Annotated in this window: 15 protein-coding genes; 8 read left to right on the forward strand and 7 right to left on the reverse strand. The window is 42.7% G+C overall.

Annotated elements, in window-relative coordinates; all coding sequences use genetic code 11:
• Positions 1 to 93: 93 nt before the first annotated feature.
• From lpxD to CXF69_RS12100, 4 genes are all read left to right on the forward strand, one after another.
• Positions 94 to 1,110, forward strand: a complete 1,017-nt coding sequence (gene lpxD, locus CXF69_RS12085) for a UDP-3-O-(3-hydroxymyristoyl)glucosamine N-acyltransferase (protein WP_102078130.1) — start codon at positions 94 to 96, stop codon at positions 1,108 to 1,110.
• 52 nt (positions 1,111 to 1,162) lie between these two features.
• Entirely contained in the window at positions 1,163 to 1,699 is a 537-nt protein-coding gene (gene fabZ / locus CXF69_RS12090; protein ID WP_102078129.1) for a 3-hydroxyacyl-ACP dehydratase FabZ, read from the forward strand.
• 173 nt (positions 1,700 to 1,872) lie between these two features.
• Positions 1,873 to 2,652 (forward strand): acyl-ACP--UDP-N-acetylglucosamine O-acyltransferase, encoded by a 780-nt coding sequence (gene lpxA / locus CXF69_RS12095; protein ID WP_101206170.1) that lies wholly within the window; start codon positions 1,873 to 1,875, stop codon positions 2,650 to 2,652.
• Positions 2,653 to 2,954: 302 nt separating this feature from the next.
• Positions 2,955 to 4,307, forward strand: coding sequence for a sodium-dependent transporter (locus tag CXF69_RS12100; protein ID WP_102078128.1), 1,353 nt, complete (start codon positions 2,955 to 2,957; stop codon positions 4,305 to 4,307).
• 141 nt (positions 4,308 to 4,448) lie between these two features.
• Here the strand turns inward: CXF69_RS12100 and tgt are convergent, their stop codons facing one another.
• Positions 4,449 to 5,600 (reverse strand): tRNA guanosine(34) transglycosylase Tgt, encoded by a 1,152-nt coding sequence (tgt, locus tag CXF69_RS12105; protein WP_102078127.1) that lies wholly within the window; start codon positions 5,598 to 5,600, stop codon positions 4,449 to 4,451.
• A gap of 321 nt (positions 5,601 to 5,921) precedes the next feature.
• On the opposite strand from tgt, the gene CXF69_RS12110 reads away from it, so the two are divergent.
• Complete coding sequence (locus tag CXF69_RS12110) at positions 5,922 to 6,515, forward strand: SOUL family heme-binding protein (protein WP_227684572.1); 594 nt, start codon at positions 5,922 to 5,924, stop codon at positions 6,513 to 6,515.
• 64 nt (positions 6,516 to 6,579) lie between these two features.
• On the opposite strand, the gene asd is transcribed toward CXF69_RS12110, so the two are convergent.
• Positions 6,580 to 7,713, reverse strand: a complete 1,134-nt coding sequence (gene asd, locus CXF69_RS12115) for an aspartate-semialdehyde dehydrogenase (protein ID WP_102078125.1) — start codon at positions 7,711 to 7,713, stop codon at positions 6,580 to 6,582.
• 439 nt (positions 7,714 to 8,152) lie between these two features.
• Between asd and CXF69_RS12120 the strand changes: the two genes are divergently transcribed.
• The gene (locus CXF69_RS12120) at positions 8,153 to 9,283 is read left to right on the forward strand and encodes an endonuclease/exonuclease/phosphatase family protein (protein ID WP_102078124.1); all 1,131 of its coding nucleotides are present in this window, start codon (positions 8,153 to 8,155) and stop codon (positions 9,281 to 9,283) included.
• A 474-nt stretch (positions 9,284 to 9,757) separates the two neighbouring features.
• On the opposite strand, the gene CXF69_RS12125 is transcribed toward CXF69_RS12120, so the two are convergent.
• Together CXF69_RS12125 and CXF69_RS12130 are read right to left on the reverse strand one after the other, a co-directional pair.
• Positions 9,758 to 11,149 carry a peptidylprolyl isomerase gene (locus CXF69_RS12125; RefSeq protein WP_102078123.1) on the reverse strand — a complete coding sequence of 464 codons (1,392 nt, stop codon included), beginning with the start codon at positions 11,147 to 11,149 and terminating at the stop codon, positions 9,758 to 9,760.
• Positions 11,150 to 11,305: 156 nt separating this feature from the next.
• A complete protein-coding gene (locus CXF69_RS12130; RefSeq protein WP_102078122.1) occupies positions 11,306 to 14,389 on the reverse strand; it encodes an LPS-assembly protein LptD in 3,084 nt (1,027 codons plus the stop codon).
• A 381-nt stretch (positions 14,390 to 14,770) separates the two neighbouring features.
• On the opposite strand from CXF69_RS12130, the gene CXF69_RS12135 reads away from it, so the two are divergent.
• Entirely contained in the window at positions 14,771 to 15,874 is a 1,104-nt protein-coding gene (locus CXF69_RS12135; protein WP_102078121.1) for an aminoglycoside phosphotransferase family protein, read from the forward strand.
• Positions 15,875 to 15,920: 46 nt separating this feature from the next.
• On the forward strand, positions 15,921 to 16,658 hold the full coding sequence (gene murU, locus CXF69_RS12140; RefSeq protein ID WP_102078120.1) for an N-acetylmuramate alpha-1-phosphate uridylyltransferase MurU: 738 nt from the start codon (positions 15,921 to 15,923) through the stop codon (positions 16,656 to 16,658).
• Positions 16,659 to 16,840: 182 nt separating this feature from the next.
• Here murU and CXF69_RS12145 read toward each other — a convergent pair whose 3' ends face one another.
• From CXF69_RS12145 to CXF69_RS12155, 3 genes are all read right to left on the reverse strand, one after another.
• Positions 16,841 to 16,957: a DUF2474 domain-containing protein gene (locus tag CXF69_RS12145; RefSeq protein WP_101206161.1), complete on the reverse strand. Its 117-nt coding sequence runs from the start codon at positions 16,955 to 16,957 to the stop codon at positions 16,841 to 16,843.
• Between the two features lie 95 nt (positions 16,958 to 17,052).
• The gene (gene cydB, locus CXF69_RS12150) at positions 17,053 to 18,069 is read right to left on the reverse strand and encodes a cytochrome d ubiquinol oxidase subunit II (RefSeq protein WP_057759155.1); all 1,017 of its coding nucleotides are present in this window, start codon (positions 18,067 to 18,069) and stop codon (positions 17,053 to 17,055) included.
• On the reverse strand, positions 18,069 to 19,565 hold the full coding sequence (locus CXF69_RS12155; RefSeq protein WP_102078119.1) for a cytochrome ubiquinol oxidase subunit I: 1,497 nt from the start codon (positions 19,563 to 19,565) through the stop codon (positions 18,069 to 18,071). The genes cydB and CXF69_RS12155 overlap by 1 nt, the downstream gene beginning before the upstream one ends.
• Between the last annotated feature and the right edge of the window lie 447 nt (positions 19,566 to 20,012).

Here is a 20,012-nt window from a genome sequence, read left to right on the forward strand (position 1 = left end):
GACGGAAATATCATTAGAGCTTAGTAGGTCGTCAAAACGCATTGTTATTTTGGCGACCGTTTCATTTATAAACACATTTTATTAATAGTCATTATGATAACGATTGAGCAACTCATTACTCGAATTGAGCAGCGTCAGCCTATTATTAATAAGGCTGAGATTGATACTGAGCAATTGTGTCAACCATTCAGTAGCGTCGGTAGTTTGACGACAGCCAGTCAGCAGCAGTTAAGCTTTTTGGCAGATCCTCACTATATTTCTAGCTTGGCGAGCAGTGACGCAGGGGCAGTGTTGGTAACGGAAGCATATCGTGACCAGGTGCCTACCTCAGCGATAGCGCTAGTCGTTTCAAATCCATATCTGGCTTATGCCAGTGCCAGTCAGCTGTTTGCACGTCATTCTTTATCTAACGGAATTCATCCTAGTGCTGTGATTGCAGACAGTGCTGTTATTGGCGAGCAAGTCAATATCGGTCCTTTTTGTGTGATTGGTGACAATGTACAAATAGGGGCGCGTAGCTCACTTGATGCTCATATCGTGGTTGAGGCCAATACCAGTATCGGTACCGATTGTGTCATTAAGTCGCAAGTCGTTGTTGGGCCTGAGTGTGTCATTGGCAATCACGTTAGATTGCATGCAGGAGTAAGCATCGGATCTGAAGGGTTCGGTTTTGCGCCTACTAAAGATCCTAGTAACACAGGTTGGGAGCGCATTGCCCAGTTAGGCCGTGTCATTATTGGTGATTATGTACGAGTTGGTAGCCAGACATGTATCGATCGTGGCGCTATCGATGATACAGTTATTGGTAATCACGTGATTATTGATAATTTGGTACAAGTTGCCCATAACGTCCGTATCGGTGACGGCACTGCTATTGCTGCTCAAACAGGTATTGCGGGTAGTACTACGATAGGTAAGCGCTGTATAATAGGCGGCGCTGTCGGTATCACAGGGCATATCGAGATTACAGACGATGTTGTTTTATCTGGCATGACCATGGTAACCAAATCCATTAAAACCGCTGGCTCATATTCATCTGGTACGGCTGCAATGCCAACTGCTAATTGGCGACGTGCTGCTGTACGTTTTCGTCAGCTAGGCAATAACTAATGCAAACACAAACGAATAATAGATATTCAAAACACAGCAAGGAAGCGTCATTATGAGCAATAACAATATAGATATCCCAACTGATGAAGACGTTAAAAGCTTGGCTGAGCAAGGTCTTACGCTACCATTGACGTATCATACGATTAAGCATTACTTACCGCATCGTTATCCTTTTATGCTGGTAGATCGTATTGTAGCTTGTACGCCAGGTGAGTGTATTACTGGTATCAAAAACGTGACTATTAATGAAGAGTTTTTTAATGGGCATTTTCCTGACGAGCCAATCATGCCAGGGGTATTGATGGTGGAGTCAATGGCACAGGTTTCAGGCATACTTGGGTTCATTACCGCAGGTCTGACTTCAGAAGACGGTTACCTCTATCTATTTGCAGGTGTGGATAAAGTCCGTTTTAAACGCCGTGTGATTCCTGGTGATCAGCTTATCATTCGCGCAAAAACTGTGATGCAAAGACATGGTATCTATAAGTTTGATTGTACTGTCCATGTCGAAGATGAATTGGCGGCTAGTGCGCAAATTATGATTGCACGTCAAGAGCAGCAAAAACCTGCTAAGGTGAAGGGTGCTTAAGTTTTTAATAAGCCATACTGTACAAAGAGCAATATTGAAACCGCTCACTACCACTGCAATAAATAGCTACATGTAAATTCAACAACATAACTGGTATTAGCTTCGTTAGTAACACTGAAATAGCGATACTTTTTTATTATTTACTCGCATCAAATGATACAAGGGCCCATCTTATGAGTCAGATTCATCCTACAGCACTCATCTCACCGTCCGCGCAGATTGACGAGACTGCTATCATCGGGCCCTATTGTATCGTTGGTGATGAAGTATCAATTGGTGCGCATACGGTTTTGCATAGACATGTCGTTGTGACTAAACTGACTCGTATTGGCCAACACAATGAGTTTTATCAATTTGCGAGTATTGGTGAAGATCCTCAAGACTTGAAATATGCAGGTGAGCGCACTTGGCTTGAAATCGGCGATCACAATACGATTCGTGAAGCCTGTAGCTTACACCGTGGTACAGCGCAAGACGGCGAGCTGACTAAAATCGGCAGTCATAATCTACTGATGGTAAACACCCATGTCGCACATGATTGTGTTATTGGCGATCATAACGTACTGGCTAACAATGTCGGTGTAGCGGGGCATGTGACTATTGGCGACCATACCATCATCGGTGGTAACTCAGGTATTCATCAGTTTTGTACAGTAGATGACTATAGCTTGATTGGCGGAGCAAGCCTCATTCTAAAAGATGTGGCTGCATTTACGATGGTATCTGGCAATCCAGCAAAGGCTCATGGACTCAATATCGAAGGCATGCGCCGTAAAGGTTGGTCAAAAGAAACCATTAATGTATTGCGTCAAGCGTACCGTACGATTTTCAGATCAGGTTTGACCACTGTACAAGCGTTGGAAGTCTTACATAATGAGCTATTAGCTAAAGAGCCAAAAATTCAGCTACTTATTGATTCATTACAAAATAGCAGCCGCGGTGTTGTACGCTAAAGAAAGCATAACTCGATTAATGATGAGTTTGATACTTTTAATCGGTTAAATTCTTATGGAATGAAGGCGAATTAGATGAAAGCCATAACTATTTGTTATGGCTTTTTATATTTATGAGCACTTGACTTTTTTGGTCGCTTAGCAGAAACTGAGCGTTTACGATATTGTAATCAATTCTTTCTTAATGTTGCTGGGCGTTTCACATCGAAGCGTTTACTAAATAGTCCCACAGTAAGGCCGACTATTTATGTTGATCAAGGAAGATTATCAGTAACGTTAATTGAAGCACGAGGACGGAAAAAATGGCTATCAATAAACAAGAACATGCCCAATGGAGCTCAAGCTTTGGCTTCGTATTGGCAGCAGTAGGCTCAGCAGTTGGTTTAGGAAACATATGGAAATTTCCATACATGGTTGGCGAAAGCGGTGGTTCAGCTTTCGTTATTGCCTATTTGTTCTGTATCGCGCTGGTCGGTTTTCCGATATTAGTTGCTGAATGGTTAATTGGTCGACGTGGTCAAAAAAACCCAGTCAATACTTTTTCAGACGTAGCAGCGACTGAAGGTAAGTCACGTAGCTGGGGCATCGTTGGTGCTACTGGTATCTTAGGTGGCTTCTTAATTCTATCGTTCTATAGTGTGATCGGTGGTTGGGCGCTTAACTATATTACTAAAGTTGCAACAGGTAGCTTTGCTGGTCAAGACAGTGACTCTGTTGCTGCAACCTTTGATGCTATGCTTGCATCAGCTGGTACATTGACGATCTGGCATACGGTATTTATGATCTTAACCGCTGTCATCGTTGGTATTGGTGTGACAAGTGGTATCGAAAAAACAGCTAAGATTTTAATGCCATTATTGGGTGTGATTCTGTTCGTTATCGTTGGTTACAACGTGATTAACGGTGGATTTGGTGAAGCAGTTGCTTACCTATTTACACCAGATCTTAGCAAACTAACGGCTGATGTTATGCTTGCAGCATTAGGTCATGCATTCTTCACACTATCAATTGGTATGGGTATCATGGTTGCTTATGGTTCGTATTTGGGCCGTGAAGTAAACTTGCTAAAAACAGCACGTACCGTTGTTATTTTAGATACGGTTATTGCGTTGGCTGCTGGTCTTGCCATCTTCCCAATCATCTTTAGCAATGGTCTAGATCCTGCATCAGGTCCTGGTCTTATCTTTGTAAGTTTACCAATTGCTTTCGGTAGCATGGGTGCGGGCACTATCATTGGCGCATTGTTCTTCTTGCTTATTACCTTTGCAGCTATCACCTCATCTATCTCGTTACTTGAGCCAACCGTTGAGTTATTAGAAGAGCGTACGTCGATGAGTCGTACTGTATCGACTATCGTGGCAAGTACAGTAATCTGGTTGTTAGGTATTGCAGCACTGCTATCGTTCAACCTATGGTCTGACTTTACTATCATGGGTAATGGTATCTTTGATGCATTAGATAAGCTTACTAGTAAGTTCCTATTGCCTCTAACAGGTCTGGCTGCAATTGTATTTGTTGGTTGGAAAATGGATCAACGTAACATTCAGCAAGAGCTTGGTTTATCTAATGGTACATGGCAGCTGTGGCAAATCGTTGCGAAATTCATCGCGCCAATCGCTGTTATTGTAGTATTTGTGACGTCATTGATGGGATAGTAGTCAAAATAGACTCTACTTAAATCATTAAGTGATAATCATTGAGTGATAAAAGCAGCACAGAAAAAGGGCTTAAGATTATTCTTAAGCCCTTTTTTATTTCAACAGATATCGTTATACGGTCGTGAATATTAAATAGGATTAACGCAAGTTTAACTCAGGAACCGTTTGACCGCGTTTGGCATAAAACTCACTGACAAACTCATCAAATTTATCTTGCTCGATAGCATCTCTGATACCTTGCATCAAACGTTGGTAATAGCGTAAGTTATGAATGGTCGCTAACTGAGCACCTAGCATCTCTTTGCACTTATTAAGATGGTACAGATAAGCACGGCTAAAGTTTTGGCAAGTATAGCAGTCACACTCAGGATCTAATGAGCCTTCATCATTGCGATATTGGCTATTACGAATACGTACCACACCAGCATTGTCTGCATCGCCCGTCACAAAGTAATGGCCATTACGCGCGTTACGAGTTGGCATCACGCAGTCGAACATATCCACACCGCGACGTACGCCCTCAACTAAATCCTCAGGCTTACCAACACCCATAAGATAGCGTGGCTTATCTGCTGGCATATCATCAGGCAGGTAGTCTAGGACATCTATCATCTCTTCTTTAGGTTCGCCAACTGAAAGACCACCAATAGCATAACCATCAAAGCCAATCTCTAACAGGCCTTCAAGTGATTGCTGACGCAAATCAGGATACATACTGCCTTGTACAATACCGAATAATGCGTTGGTGCTGCCCAGTCTGTTGTGCTCATCGATACAGCGCTGTCCCCAACGTAGCGATAGCTCTAACGACTTTTTCGCTTCATCATGAGTGGCTGGATACGGCGTACACTCATCGAACTGCATGACGATGTCTGAGTTCAAGCTGTACTGAATCTGCATAGATTTTTCTGGTGAGAGAAATACCTTTGCGCCATCGATAGGAGATTTAAAATTTACGCCTTCTTCGGTAATTTTACGCATTGCGCCGAGGCTGAATACTTGGAAACCGCCCGAATCGGTCAAGATAGGCTTGTCCCAATGCATAAACTTATGTAAGCCACCGAATTTATCAATGACTTCAGTACCCGGACGTAACCAGAGATGGAAGGTATTGCCCAAAATAATATCAGCACCGATGGCTTCGATATCACGTGGCAGCATGCCTTTGACCGTACCATAAGTACCAACAGGCATAAAAGCAGGCGTTTGCACGTCGCCATGATTGAGATGAACCGTACCACGGCGTGCACGCGTTGCACCGCTGGCCGTTTTATGTAAGACAAATTGCATATGTTAACCGATATATGAGCTATGAAAATGGCGCTAATTATAGCATTGTTAGCGGTTTTTTTGGACATGGATATTTAGTGGTATCGATACATAGTTAATATGTTCTTTAGGGATTTTATTTGACATCCCTTTTTCATAACCAAAAAATACAGATAGCACGCCAAAAGACACAGACAGTGCTAGAGGTCTATTGATACAGTAGAAGTTATACAGGTGAGGTAATAATCATTGCCACACCATGCTTTTAGATGCTGGAGACATGACATGAAAAAGACAGCTTACTTATTATTGAGTGGTTTATTATTGATATCAGGAGGGGCTATGGCTACTGAGGAGCCGAAATATACGGTGTTGACCCAAGTAGATGACTTTGAGCTGCGTCGTTATGATGAGCAGCTAGTAGCGCAAACGTGGGTGAGTGGTGACCAAGACTCAGCAAGTCGTGAAGGGTTTAAGATTTTAGCGGACTATATTTTTGGTAATAACACCGCACCAAGTGGCGACAGTAGTAAAATTAGTATGACGGTACCTGTCACGATGCAAGCTGATAACAAAGAAAGTGATAATGAGTCACAAAAAATTGCCATGACAGCACCAGTCAGTATGCAACAAGACAATGGTAAGTGGCGCGTACAATTTACGATGCCTAGTAAATATACGATGCAAACACTGCCAAAGCCAAACAATCCAAACGTTGAAATTATAGAAGTGCCTGCACAGACGTACGGTGTGATTAAGTTCTCTTGGCTCGCAGGAGAGGACAAAGTAGCGGAAAAAACCGAAGCGCTGCAAACATGGATGCAAAACCAGAATTTGACGCCTATAGGCGAGCCTGAATTAGCACGTTATAACCCACCTTGGACGCTACCATTCTTACGTCGTAATGAGGTGATGATTGCGTATCAATCTAAATAGTAATCGATCCATAAAAAAAGACAGCAATCGCTGTCTTTTTTGTGCTTAATATAAGGTATCTAAGTTAGACGTTTTGCTCACGGATGATATTAAGCATACGACGTAATGGTTCTGCTGCGCCCCATAACAATTGATCACCAACAGTAAATGCGCCTAGATACTCAGGGCCCATATTAAGCTTACGTAAGCGACCTAGCGCAACGGTTAGGGTGCCAGTCACTGCTACTGGAGTTAGGCGATTCATAGTAGCTTCTTTGTCATCTTCGACTAAGTCCAACCACTCGTTGCCACTGTTTTTGAGTGCAGCTTCGATTTCTTCTAGTGGAATGTCTTTTTTCAGCTTGATCGTTAAACCTTGCGCATGACAACGCATAGCGCCGACGCGTACACACATACCGTCGATAGGAATCGTACTGGTATCATCGTTACCCAAGATCTTATTGGTCTCGACGCCGCCTTTCCATTCCTCTTTTGACTGTTTGTTTTCTAGCTGCGCATCGATATAAGGAATCAAGCTACCTGCCAATGGTACACCGAAGTATTGTGTAGGGAAGTCTGCTGAGCGCTGAGTCTGAGCGATTTTTTTATCAATCTCAAGAATCGCACTAGCAGGGTCAGCCAATTCGTCTTTAACGGCATCGTGTAATACGCCCATGCCATTGATGAGCTCGCGCATGTTGTTTGCGCCAGAGCCACTAGCGGCTTGGTAAGTCATGGCGCTGACCCATTCGACCCAGCCTTTGTTAAACAGCTCGCCGATAGCCATCAGCATCAATGATACGGTACAGTTACCACCGATAAAGTCTTTTTTGCCGTTGGCTAGGGCACTATCAATAACGTTACGGTTGACTGGATCAAGAATGATAATGCTGTCATCTTTCATTCGCAGCGTACTCGCCGCATCAACCCAGTAGCCGTTCCAACCGCTATCACGCAATGGTTGATGGACTTTTGACGTATAGTCACCACCTTGGCAAGTAATAACGACATCACAAGCAGCAAGTGCTTCAATATCATGAGCGTCTTTTAGTTGGTCGGTTTCAATACCATCGAATTTTGGTGCATCACCACCAGCATTACTGGTTGAAAAAAACACGGGTTTGATCCCGTTAAAGTCATTTTCTTCCTGCATACGTTGTATCAATACTGACCCTACCATACCGCGCCAGCCTACCAAACCTACTGTTAAATCACTCATGAAGTTCAATCCTATTTACAATTATTTGTTGCATCGTCAACCGATAACAATGCCGTGAATGGCGCGAAAAAGCAAGGCGTTTTGGCTATTATTTGGTCGTTTTCTATACACTATTAACTATGTCGGCTATAACTTTAAGTTATTACTGTTGAATAGATACTTGGCTATCTGACGACATCAAAAATATAATGTTTAATAAAGCACTCATTACATTGAGTGAGCCAATATTGTAACGTTTTATGATAGTTGTCGCATAATTGAGACTCACCAGTAGGCGAGAATCTTCTGAAATGCTAAAGTAAGTCTCAAACACAATTACTCGACGTTAGTTATTTGATGTCAGGTGAGTTACAACCACGATATTTCTTATCAAATAAAAGCTTAACCAATATACATCATTGGCTCTATCAATATTTCAATCAACGGTTAGTACCTACTTATGGATCTCTCACTATTATATTACGCCTTACAAGGTCTAGCAGGATTCATCGCCTTTGTCACAATCTGGGGCTGGTTACCGCTGGATAACTGGTGGGTGCGCGGTGTTGAGTTTCCACGCATCCAAATAATGGTGCTTGGTATTATCGCTTGGGTTGGCATGATAGTGTTTTTCTCAGAGTGGGAGTTAGGGCAGTGGATATTGTTTGTTGTATTGAGCGGTACGTTAGCATTTCAGCTGAGAATGGTACTGCCATATACTAAGCTGTGGAAAAAAGAAGTTCAAAAGGCAAAAGATAAGCCAGAAGGGCAAGCGCATCAAATAAAAATCATGGTATCAAACGTATTGACGCCCAATGATGAAACGCAGAAGCTGGTCGATTTGGTTAAGCAAAAGCAGCCTGATATCTTAATTACGTTAGAGAGTGATAAGAAATGGGAGCAAGCCCTACACCAAGTTGAGTCTGACTATCCCTATACCGTGAAAGTGCCACTAGATAATTTATATGGTATGCACTTGTATTCTAAGCTTGAGCTAATTGATCCTGAAGTTAAGTATTTGATGATAGATGATATACCGTCTATCCATACACAGTTGCGTTTGCAAGGAGGCCGCGTCGTTTGGTTATATTGCTTACATCCTATGCCGCCTAGCCCAACTGAAGCTGATAAGTCCACCACGCGTGATGCTGAGCTGCTCATGGTGGGTAAACATATAAAAGAAAACGATCAAACGGCGATACTGGCAGGTGATCTCAATGATGTCGCATGGTCAAAAACCACGCGTCGTTTCCAACGTATCTCTGGCCTGTTAGATCCTCGTATTGGTCGACATTTCATTAATACCTTTCATGTTAAATACCCATTTCTACGTTGGGCTCTAGACCATATCTTTCATAGTGCCTGTTTTACAGTAGTTGATATTCAGCGTATGCCATCCGTAGGATCTGATCACTTTCCTGTGATGACTACCTTACAATATGAGCCAGAAGAGGCAAGCAAGCAAGAAGGCAATGCGCCTACTGCACAAGCAGAAGATATCCAAGAAACTGACAACAAAATCGAAGAAGGCAAGAAAGAAGGCGAAAAAGTGTCAGAAGAACACAGACAAGAACAGCGCAGTTTTGGTTGATAAAAGAGGCCGTTTATTAACGGTAATGCATAAAAGTGATGTAAGCATATGCTTACGCAAAATAGAGTCTTTAGCTTCTATCGGCACCAAATTCATTGGCCTATAATACATCCATCAACACAAGGATACGCATGGATGTAGTGTTGAGACAGTACCAATAAAAGTACAGGTCAGCCCGCTGTCTTATATAATACTGTTAAATGACTTAGGATGAGTCAGCACGGAAGAGAGATAATAACAATAACACGAAGTATTGAAACCCTGAACCAATCGCCCTAGGTTCGGGGTTTTTCTTTGTGTGGATTTTGGTTTAATAAAGTTTAAAATGCTTAACTCCGATATTTTTTTAAAGCTTCCAGTTAAATATCTAACTGCGCAAAATAAAGAAGGGTATATGCAATAGCATATACCCTTCTTTGTTTAAATCGATTCAGTGCTTTCGCTAACTTAATACTACTAGCTTATTGCAACATATCAGCCAAGTATCTGAATATAAGCGCCAGCACGTAGCTCTTGTAACCAGTCTTCTTGAGCTTGTGGCGCTAAACGTTGATACAATGCTTGACGTGCCATATTGCGACGATATTGCTCGCTAATATCTTGATCGCGCTTACCGTCGACTTTTAGGATATGCCAACCAAATTTTGTCTTAAATGGTGCAGAGTAGTCACCAACCGCTGTATTTTTCATGGTGGCTTCAAATGAACCAACCATATCTTCTTCGCTAACCCAATCAAGATCACCGCCACGTCCCGCAGAACCTGGATCATCTGAATACGTTGAAGCTAAACTAGCAAAGTCAGCGCCGCCACGAAGTTGCTCGTATAGATCATTGATTTTTTGTTCAGCAAGCGCGTCAGTCTGTAGGTCATCGACTTTGACTAGAATATGGCGAGTATGCCATTGTGGTATCAGCATCGTATTGCTGGCTTTTTTATCAGCAAGCTTGATGATATCAATCCCTTCAGGAGTCAATAGTGGCTCGCTTACAGTACCAACGTCTAGCTTGGTAATTTTGCTAGACAGTTCTGTCGGTAAAGAAGCAGCCTTGTGAAAGCCCATATCTCCACCTTGCAATGGAATCGGATAGCTACCTTGGCTAGCAGCAACGGCTTCAGCGACGTTGACATTTGGCTCAAGCAAACGCGTACGTAATGCTTGCGCGACTTTTAATGCTTCTTCACGTTGAGCGGCTGATAGGCGACTATAGTCATCTATATAAGGCACACGTACGTGAATGGTTTGATATTCGCTTTGATTCAGACGTTTGGCTTCAGGTGAGGCCAAAAATGCATCAATATCTTGCTCGCTAATACGTACTCGGCGAGTAATTTGACGCTGCTGTAGCGCTTGGATAGAAGCCTCTTCGATCAGTTTGGCACGTAGATTGGCATAACTACCAGGTTGTGCGGCATCTAGACGTTGCTGCAATGCTGCAATGCTATTAAGGCCTTCAGCTTGAGCGATTTGACCAAGACGTTGATTGATTTCTGCTTCATCGGCAGACAGTCCCGCACGTTTGACCATAGACAGTTGTAGTTCACGCAAAATAAGCGCGTTTAATACTTCAGACTGTAGTTGTGCTGAGTTTGCGATAGGCTCACCAGCAGCTTTGGCACGTGCTTGGGTTTGCTCGATAGCATCAACCAGTTCGCTTTTTAAAATAGCATTTTCATTAACTAGGGCAATAATACCGTCTGTGCTATTGGCTGGCGTCAAGCGATCAACTGAGCTTTGCGTAGCAGAAGTAGAAGCTTGAGCCGCTGCAGGTTTGACAGTAGCAGCGTTGGCACTTAACGTAAGCGTAAGGCCTGCCATAGATAGCAATACTGCTCTGCTAGTCTGACGTAAAGAAAAAAATCTCATGATGCTCCTCATCAATGTCATTGCATCGGATGGTAGTTGGTCAACTCTATCCAATACTCTTAATAATAAAATATTCGACAGCGTTTCCCATAATAGGGGTTCAAATAGTGTCTTATAAATATTTACGTAAATAATTCTAATCTAGCAAAAAACTGGTTAGTCTTTCCATGCCGTCTGTACAGGTTCAAAGCCCAAGATTTTATCAGCAAGCAATCGTGTCAAGCGGCTACTACCGCTGCCAAGACCATTTAATCTAACTTCTGCCATAATAGCTTGTGTTGGCTCGTCTTTTACGTTTAGGTCATTGTAATAGCGGCGACCATAAACAGCAAAGCCAAAACAGCAATCTTCGTAATCAACGCCGATAAGTGAATCAAGCATCTTGTTACGATTATAATCGTACTGACCTTGAGCCAATATACGCCAGCTGTTATTAATAGGGAAAACAGCGGAAGCGGTAAACGCCGATAATGGCAACTGATCGGTATTGTCATCACGCTGACGCTTAACATAACCCACATTAAATAAGCTATTGTCTGATGGCTGATAACGAAGTTCAGTCGTAATGTAGTTCAAATCATAATTACTGGTTAAGGCACCGCTAACATCAACCCAAAAATTATTATAAGGCTGAGTGCTGGTATCCCATACCATACCTGAAGAAGACGAGGTAAATACTGGCTGATCGTCATCAAGTGTTACACGTCCATCATCTAGATAGAACTGTTCTGCAATGCTACCATCAAAACGTGTCACACCCGTTGCATCGATGTAACGATAATTGACGCCAGGCGTAATAGAGTGCAAATCCTGCAAGCGATCATGACCTAAGAACCAACTGTCTGAAAACAGCTGCTCATAGTTAATAGAGGCAATACGCGTATTAAAGTTAGGAATGTCGTTTTGGTTCTTATACGGTGAATACGTATATTTTACGCGTGGGCTAAGTAAACGATAGCCGCCCATCGTATCGTCAAACGCACCAAATGGTGAGCCCGCTTGATAGAAGTGTAGTCCTGCATCGATACTGGCTTGCGGAACAAAAACCGACTGACTGCCATCTTCTTCACTAAGCTGATTATCTTCTAAGCTATCTTCATCATATGACGTATATAGATGCTGCAAGCTAAGCTTAGGTTTGATATAACCCCAAGAGGTTTCCATCGGGTAGGCGGCGCTCAGTTTATTATAAATACGTGCGCCACTTTTTTCGTTTTCAGAACCATCATCAATGGATTTTTTGAAGTATGCAGAATCATGAATACCAGTGATATCGAAGCGCTCAGCCCAAGGCAGGCGATAATTTAATTTGAGCTGTGGCAAACGTGAGTACGGCTTGTCTTTGTCTTCTAACGCTTCACCACTATCAGTGAATGCATCTAGAGTCTGGAAAGTTTCTACTTTCAGTTCACCATCGACATAATCATTGTAATAATTGACACGAGCACGACGTGGCAAGTTTATCGTGCTGTCTGACAAGCCCAACGTATCAAAATCATTAAGGTAATCGGCATCTGATACATAGTTGTATTCAGCGTCGGCGCTTAAACGTGGAATGCTTTTCGACGACCAAGTATGGTCATAAAACAAGCTGGTACGATCTTCGTCGTCATATTCTTTATCGTTAGGTAAGTATGAACCGTTTAAAATACCTTCCCCATAGCTCTCAGTCAGATAACGGAACTCACCTGATAGCATCGGGTTACGGTCAGTATAAATATGCGTGTTAAGGGTGGCATCGTAGTTAGGTGCTAAGTTGAAATAATAAGGAATATCAACTTCAAGACCGCTTTCACTGCTGACACTGGCACTTGGCAATAAAAACCCACTACTACGGCGACTGTCTATCGGGAAGTTAAAGTAGGGGAGATAAAATACGGGTATGTCAGCAACACGGAAAGTGGTGTTATACGCTTCGCCGCGCCCTGTATCGGTATTTAGATCGATACTTTTGGCTTCAAACTGCCATTTGCGGTTGGTAGGTGGACAGGTACTAAACATCACCTGATCCAGCTCGTATTCACTCTCATTCGGTTTGTTTAAGCGTTTGGCATAGCCGTGCGCTTGTAGACCGACACTGGCAAACGCCACATCATTGGCCGTTGATTGACCAGTCTCAGTATTGTAATTCAAGCTATCTGCAACGCCAATTAGGCCGCCTTGTGCCGCTCTATCATTAAAGCTGGCTTGGCCGTTATTCGTAGCGGCATTGTTTGTAGAGACGTTGCTTGTACGCTGTCCAGTCGCATTATCTGTAAACATGACTTTGCCTTGAGCAGCTGCAACGCCATTGCTCAAGTCAATCATGACTTTTTCTGCTTCGATATGCTGAGTGCCTTGGTCAATTTTTACATTGCCTGAGAGCTCAGCGTAATTCACGTTATTGTAATAACCGTAATCAGACTCGGTAAATAAAGGGGCTTGATTGTTCGGAACGCTAGCCACATTTGGTGCTGGTTGTCCGTTTGCCGTACCAGCTTCGTTTACAGCGCGTTGATAATTGGGGTTACTCTGCGGATATACCCATTGACCTTCACAGCGCTGGGCACTGTCCACGGCATTTGGCAACAGACGCAAATCTCTACCGACCTTTGGAATCGTCTGTGCAGCAGGCATCGCATTATTATGAGTATTGTTCGCTTCAGTGCTGATAGCCTCATTGTTTAATGTTGACGCATCGGTATCTGGCGTTAGCTCATAAAACTCTGCTAAGCGCATTAGACTGGCTTGAATACTCTCATCATTAAGATCTAGCTTGCCATTGTCAGTTGTTATCGCTTTAGGAACAAAGGCACTGCTATCTGGTGTATCAATGCTTGCTTGGTTGTTAGTTTCTGTATTTAAATTAGCAGTATTAGAAACTTCGTTGCTAAAAGCTTCAGAGTCAGCAGCCTCATTAATATCTGTGATATCTAGGTCATTGTTCTCAGAGAATCTGCTATCTAACGCAGTATCATTTAATAAAGTAGCGTTGTTCGTATTAGCAGAATTAGCATCGTCTGGATAGCTATCATTTAGAATATCTGCTTCTTGATAGCCCTCATTACTTTGAGTACGACTAATACTATTGGCGTCAGTCGCCACACTATTAGACGCATAGCTGCCTGTACTGTCCGTAGTGAGTGGTTCAGTTTTTTGCGTATTGGCATCACCAATGGCAGCACTGACAGTTAGGCTAGATAAACCTAAGGCACCAAATAAGATCAAGCGGATGCTTTGGTAAAGCGGAGAATATAACAAGGGCACACCTATGATTGCAGAGCTTATTGGATTGCATGACTGAGTTTAGTAGCGGTATCACCGAACGACATAAAGCAGTGAACGAGCGACTAAAATATGACTAATGTATTCTCAAAAATTTGGATGTTTTACATATAATGACGACTAATCATAGTCAAAAAAAACCAAATCAGCTACACTATTTACCAAAATTTATAATATAGCCATGCTGATTTTTAAGTAGCGATAGCGATTCTATCCGACATCAAGTATTGAATGATATAGCAATACGTTTGTGGCAGCTTGTATAGCACCGCCGCATATCGCTATTTTAGCAAGTATTTGTCAGACTTATCACTACTTTAATTATTTATGACTTATATTTAACCAGCGATGCCTAATATGACTGACAAAATGACTTTAGAGACTGATATGATCGATGAAAATAACAACCGCCAACAGCAATTAGAACAATGGTTACAGCAAGTATTTTTAGATCAAACATTTAGTCTAGATAGCTTACCTGGTGACGCTAGTGCCCGCCGATATCATCGTATCGAACTATCAGAGACAGACAAAAGCGCCAACAAGCATTATATCGTCATGGACTCTGCTGACGAGCAAGATGCGATGCTGCAGTTTATCAATGTCGCTAAGCTGATGGCACCTGCTGTCAACGTGCCGACTCTGACTGCACAAAATGTAGAAAAAGGATTTTTGGTATTACAAGATTTTGGCACAGTAGAGTTTGCCCATTTGCTTGTCGATGCCACCGCAGACCAAATCAATGACTACTATCAGCTAGCAATGCAGACATTAGTTGCGCTACAAACGGTACCAGTAGAAACGGCAAAGTCGCAACACCAGCTACCAGATTATGACACAGCACTATTAGACCGCGAGATGGATTTATTTAGCGAATGGTTTATGCCTTATATTGGTATAGTGCTAAATGAGCAAGTCTGGGGAAAACTAAAAACAGCATTAATGAATGAGATTTTGCGACAGCCACAAGTAGTGGTCCATCGTGATTATCACAGCCGCAACCTTATGCAAGATCAAGCAGATAAATCAAAGCTGGGCGTGATTGATTTTCAAGATGCCGTCATTGGCTCGTATGCTTATGATTTAGTGTCGTTAGTACGCGATGCTTATGTTGAATGGCCAGAGAGCCAAATATCTGCATGGATTGAGGACTTTTGGCAGCTACAAAAACAAAAGTCACTAACCACTGCTGATAGCGCGGTGCAGTTTGAAAAAGATATGAATGTCATAGGCGTACAACGTCATCTAAAGGTATTAGGGATTTTTATTCGTTTATCTGAGCGTGATGGCAAAGACCGCTATTTGGCGGATATTCCTAAAGTCATGCGCGATTTGATTATTGAATTAAACTGGCTTGCCGAACATGGCAACGATGAACTAAAGCAATCAGTTATACCGTTTAATCAATGGCTACAAGAGGCAGTGCTACCTGCTTATAAAGAGAAGTTTGTTTCAGCGTAGATTACGCTCAGCTAAATTAATTTAAATAATAAAGATAGGAGCGCAGATGTCTACCTCTACGATTACACAAGCCATGATTTTAGCAGCGGGCAAGGGCACACGCCTACGTCCATTAACGCTTGAGACGCCCAAGCCTTTGGTTGAAGTCGCAGGTCAACCGCTTATTGTATGGCATATTAAAGCACTACAAGCAGCAGGCATCACCGATATCACGGTCAATGCCTCATGGTTAGCGGACAAGCTAATGAATACCTTAGGTGACGGTTCACAGTATGGCGTAAATCTGCATTGGTCAGTAGAAAACGATGAACCACTTGAGACCGCAGGTGGCATTTTTCAGGCATTACAATCAGGTAAACTAAAGGATGAACCGTTTATTCTGGTCAATTCTGACGTCTGGACTACCTATGATTTCTCTCAATTAACAGACTATACATTGGGAGCGGATCAGCGCGCGCACTTATTATTGATAGATAATCCAGAGCACAATAATGGCGGCGATTTCGCCATCAATAACGGTCTTGCTAGTGAGCAGCCGGTGGGCGATGCGGATAAGTATACCTTTGCGGGTATTAGCGTAATGTCACCAAAATTGGTAGAAAGCCTGGTATCAGGACAGCCTGCGGCATTAGCACCACTACTAAAGCAAGCAATGATAAAGTTTCAGATTACCGCTGAAGTGACAACAGATAATTGGATAGACGTGGGGACCCCAGAGCGTCTAACACAGGTTAATGAGTTTATCGAACAGCATGATATCGAGCATGCAGGTAGGCCAAACTGATAAATTTAAGATAAACAAAAAGCAGCGCCGATTATTCAACGCTGCTTTTTTTATGCATATAGAATTATTTTTTACAACATGTCTAGAGGGTATATTGGCAAGACAAAAGTGCAAATTTAGCATCTAAGAAACTACTCATTAGCTAACTAACTGGCACTCAATCGTATGATTAGGCAATTATGCTAAACACCCATGGCCAACTTGATTAGCTGAGCAATGGTAAACACCACTAAAAATCCTGCTAAATATAGACCCACAAACCATGCCCATTGCGATTGTTTTTTACTGAACTTTTTCATAGAGATCTCCTGATTAGCGTATGAAGTGTGGCTACCATCTATAAACAATAATAGCCACCCTTTTTAGCCGATCCGTTGCCCGTCTCGATTAACGATTAGTACATCGGATTGTGATCAGATTTACCTTTGAAGGTATAGTAAGCAAATGCTGTATAGCTCAAGATAATCGGTAACATGATACATGCGCCAATCAGCATAAATGATAACGAAGTATCGGCAGCCGCCGCTTCATAAATCGTCATTTGATACGGTACGATATAAGGGAATAGGGCGAAACAAACCCCAATGTAACCCATTAAAAATAAGGCAACCGTTAGTAAAAATGGACGATACTCACGCTCAGTTTTTAAGTCTTTACGCATGATAAAGAATAAAAGCATGACAATGATAGGCATAGGAGCAAGGTATAACAAATCTGGGAAACTAAACCAGCCTTCTAATGCATCGATGTCTGAGAAGTACATAAACGCTGTGACCACAACCATCGCCACTAGTAACGCAGTAAGCATCCATCTAGAAACTTGGCGCGCCCATACTTGTAATGTGTGCTCTGTTTTTATGATAAGCCACGTAGAGCCAAGTAAGGCATAACCAATAATCATGGCAAATCCGCACACAATCGAGAAGGGTGTGAGCCAATCAAATGGGCCACCAGTATATAGACGGTTACTGGCTTCTAACCCTTGTACTAACGCCCCAAGCATAATGCCTTGAGAGAAAGTGGCGACGACTGAACCGACAAAGAAAAAGGTATCCCATACATGCCGACGTGAAGAGGATTTAAAGCGAAACTCAAACGCCACGCCGCGCATGATAAGACCGAACAACATGGCGGTCACGGGTAAATAAAGACCTGTCATGATGATGCCATAAGCAACAGGGAATGCTGCGAATAAACCACCACCACCTAGTACTAGCCACGTCTCATTACCGTCCCAAAATGGTGCGATAGAGTTCATCATGCGGCTACGGTTTTTATCTGAGCCTGCAAAAGGGAACAAGATACCGCAGCCCAAATCAAAACCATCAAGCAGTACATAGACAAAGACAGACAAAGCAATCAAACCGCCCCAAATAAGAGGTAAATCTAATACATCACCGAAGTTAAACATTAGCGTAATCCTCCATCATCGACATCGTTTGCAGGCTCATCTAAGCCTTCTTCAGTACCTTTGGCAGGATTACTATCACCACTTAACGCGCGACCTTGGCTCTCTGTCACTGAATGCTCATAGAAATTATCTTCAGCAGGATCTGTATAAGGCTTGGGACCTTGAGCAATCAAACGCAAGATATAAAAGCTACCTGCCCCAAAAACAAATATATACAGCACGATAAAACCAATCAACGTCGTGGCTACCTGCTGTGCAGCGACTGGTGACATACTTTCAGCAGTACGAATAACCCCATAAACCGTCCAAGGCTGACGTCCTGTTTCAGTTACGAACCAACCTGATAGTAATGCGATAAAACCAAGCGGTGTCATCATCATCCACGCACGGTGGAACCAGACACTTTCGGGATTGAATTGCTGTTTTTTGAAGTATTTGTATAGACTGAATAGGCCGACCAGTACCATAAGCATGCCAATACCAACCATGATACGAAACGCCCAAAACACGATAATGACGGGTGGTTGATCTTCAGGCGCCCAGTTTTTAAGCCCCTTAACTTCACCATCTAACGAATGGGTTAAGATTAAACCAGTCACATAAGGAATTTTTACTTCGTACTTATTGGTCTGATTTTCTTGGTCAGGAATCGCAAAGAGACGTAGTGCGGCACCGCGCTCATCTTCCCAGAGCCCTTCCATCGCAGCTACTTTAGCAGGTTGATGCTCAAGGGTATTTAGACCATGCTCATCACCAATCAATACCTGCGCCGGCGCAACAAAGATGGCCATAATCATCGCCATACCTAGCATTACACGACCATGCGCGCGGTGCTCGACGTGTTTTTTAGATTGAATATAATATGCGCCGATACCACCAATGACAAAAGCAGTCGTTAGAAATGCTGCAGTCATCATATGAGCATAACGGTAAGGGAATGAAGGGTTGAAGATAATTTCAAGCCAGTCGGTAGGATAGAGCAGGCCATCTGCACCCATCATAAAGCCTTGAGGAGTCTGCATAAAGCTGTTGGCGGCCAATATCCAAAAACCTGAAATCAAGGTACCAATAGCAACGATAGCAGTTGAAGCAAAATGCATGCGTTTGCTCACGCGGCCCCACCCAAATAGCATAATCCCTAAGAAGGACGCTTCTAAGAAGAACGCTGTCAGTACCTCATAGGCGAGTAATGGGCCTAAAACGTTACCGGCTTTATCAGAGAATACGGCCCAGTTGGTACCGAACTGGTAGGACATCACCACGCCGGATACCACGCCTAGACCAAAGACGACAGCAAATATTTTGACCCAATGCTTGTAGACTTCAGCATAGATAGGTTCACCAGTTCTTAACCAGCGGAACTCAAGCACCGCAAGCCAGCTGGCAAGACCGATAGAAAAGGCAGGAAAGACGATATGGAACGAGATAACAAAAGCGAATTGGATACGCGCAAGCATCAGCGCATCGAGCTGGTCAATCATAAATGTAGCGAACATAAACGGTTACTCTCATCTGTTAGCTGAATAGCGCTGACTTCCATACAACGCTCAAGTAACTGTCCGTAAACTATCCATCGATCAAAGTGGCAAGCATTACGGGCAATAGCTCAGTGACGTGGACTTAGCTCCATTAGACATAAATTGTGGCTAAGTTTGCGACTCACTGTTTAGCTGAATTGAATAATTTATGTCCTTATAAATTTACATATTACTGTCATGTGCTATAGATATATTATGCGCTCACCTAGATATACACGCAAGCAACCCAGTCTGTCTGTTGCAGACCTAAGAGTCATCAAAATAACATAATTCAAACATTGAAAGATAAAATTAATATTATTAAAAACAAAGCAGTATGCGTGAACATACTGCTTATTTGAAACCTATAACTGATGTTTAAAGGTTACGATTTATACGCCAAAAACCTCGTGGAATAACAAAAAT

The organism is Psychrobacter sp. Choline-02u-9 (assembly GCF_002836505.1).
In the GTDB taxonomy this organism is placed as follows: Bacteria; Pseudomonadota; Gammaproteobacteria; order Pseudomonadales; family Moraxellaceae; genus Psychrobacter.

Coding starts and splice junctions, on each gene's coding strand:
- lpxD (WP_102078130.1), top strand. CDS start 94: ATGATAACGATTGAGCAACTCATTACTCGAATTGAGCAGCGTCAGCCT.
- fabZ (WP_102078129.1), top strand. CDS start 1,163: ATGAGCAATAACAATATAGATATCCCAACTGATGAAGACGTTAAAAGC.
- lpxA (WP_101206170.1), top strand. CDS start 1,873: ATGAGTCAGATTCATCCTACAGCACTCATCTCACCGTCCGCGCAGATT.
- CXF69_RS12100 (WP_102078128.1), top strand. CDS start 2,955: ATGGCTATCAATAAACAAGAACATGCCCAATGGAGCTCAAGCTTTGGC.
- tgt (WP_102078127.1), bottom strand. CDS start 5,600: ATGCAATTTGTCTTACATAAAACGGCCAGCGGTGCAACGCGTGCACGC.
- CXF69_RS12110 (WP_227684572.1), top strand. CDS start 5,922: ATGGCTACTGAGGAGCCGAAATATACGGTGTTGACCCAAGTAGATGAC.
- asd (WP_102078125.1), bottom strand. CDS start 7,713: ATGAGTGATTTAACAGTAGGTTTGGTAGGCTGGCGCGGTATGGTAGGG.
- CXF69_RS12120 (WP_102078124.1), top strand. CDS start 8,153: ATGGATCTCTCACTATTATATTACGCCTTACAAGGTCTAGCAGGATTC.
- CXF69_RS12125 (WP_102078123.1), bottom strand. CDS start 11,149: ATGAGATTTTTTTCTTTACGTCAGACTAGCAGAGCAGTATTGCTATCT.
- CXF69_RS12135 (WP_102078121.1), top strand. CDS start 14,771: ATGACTGACAAAATGACTTTAGAGACTGATATGATCGATGAAAATAAC.
- murU (WP_102078120.1), top strand. CDS start 15,921: ATGTCTACCTCTACGATTACACAAGCCATGATTTTAGCAGCGGGCAAG.
- CXF69_RS12145 (WP_101206161.1), bottom strand. CDS start 16,957: ATGAAAAAGTTCAGTAAAAAACAATCGCAATGGGCATGGTTTGTGGGT.
- cydB (WP_057759155.1), bottom strand. CDS start 18,069: ATGTTTAACTTCGGTGATGTATTAGATTTACCTCTTATTTGGGGCGGT.
- CXF69_RS12155 (WP_102078119.1), bottom strand. CDS start 19,565: ATGTTCGCTACATTTATGATTGACCAGCTCGATGCGCTGATGCTTGCG.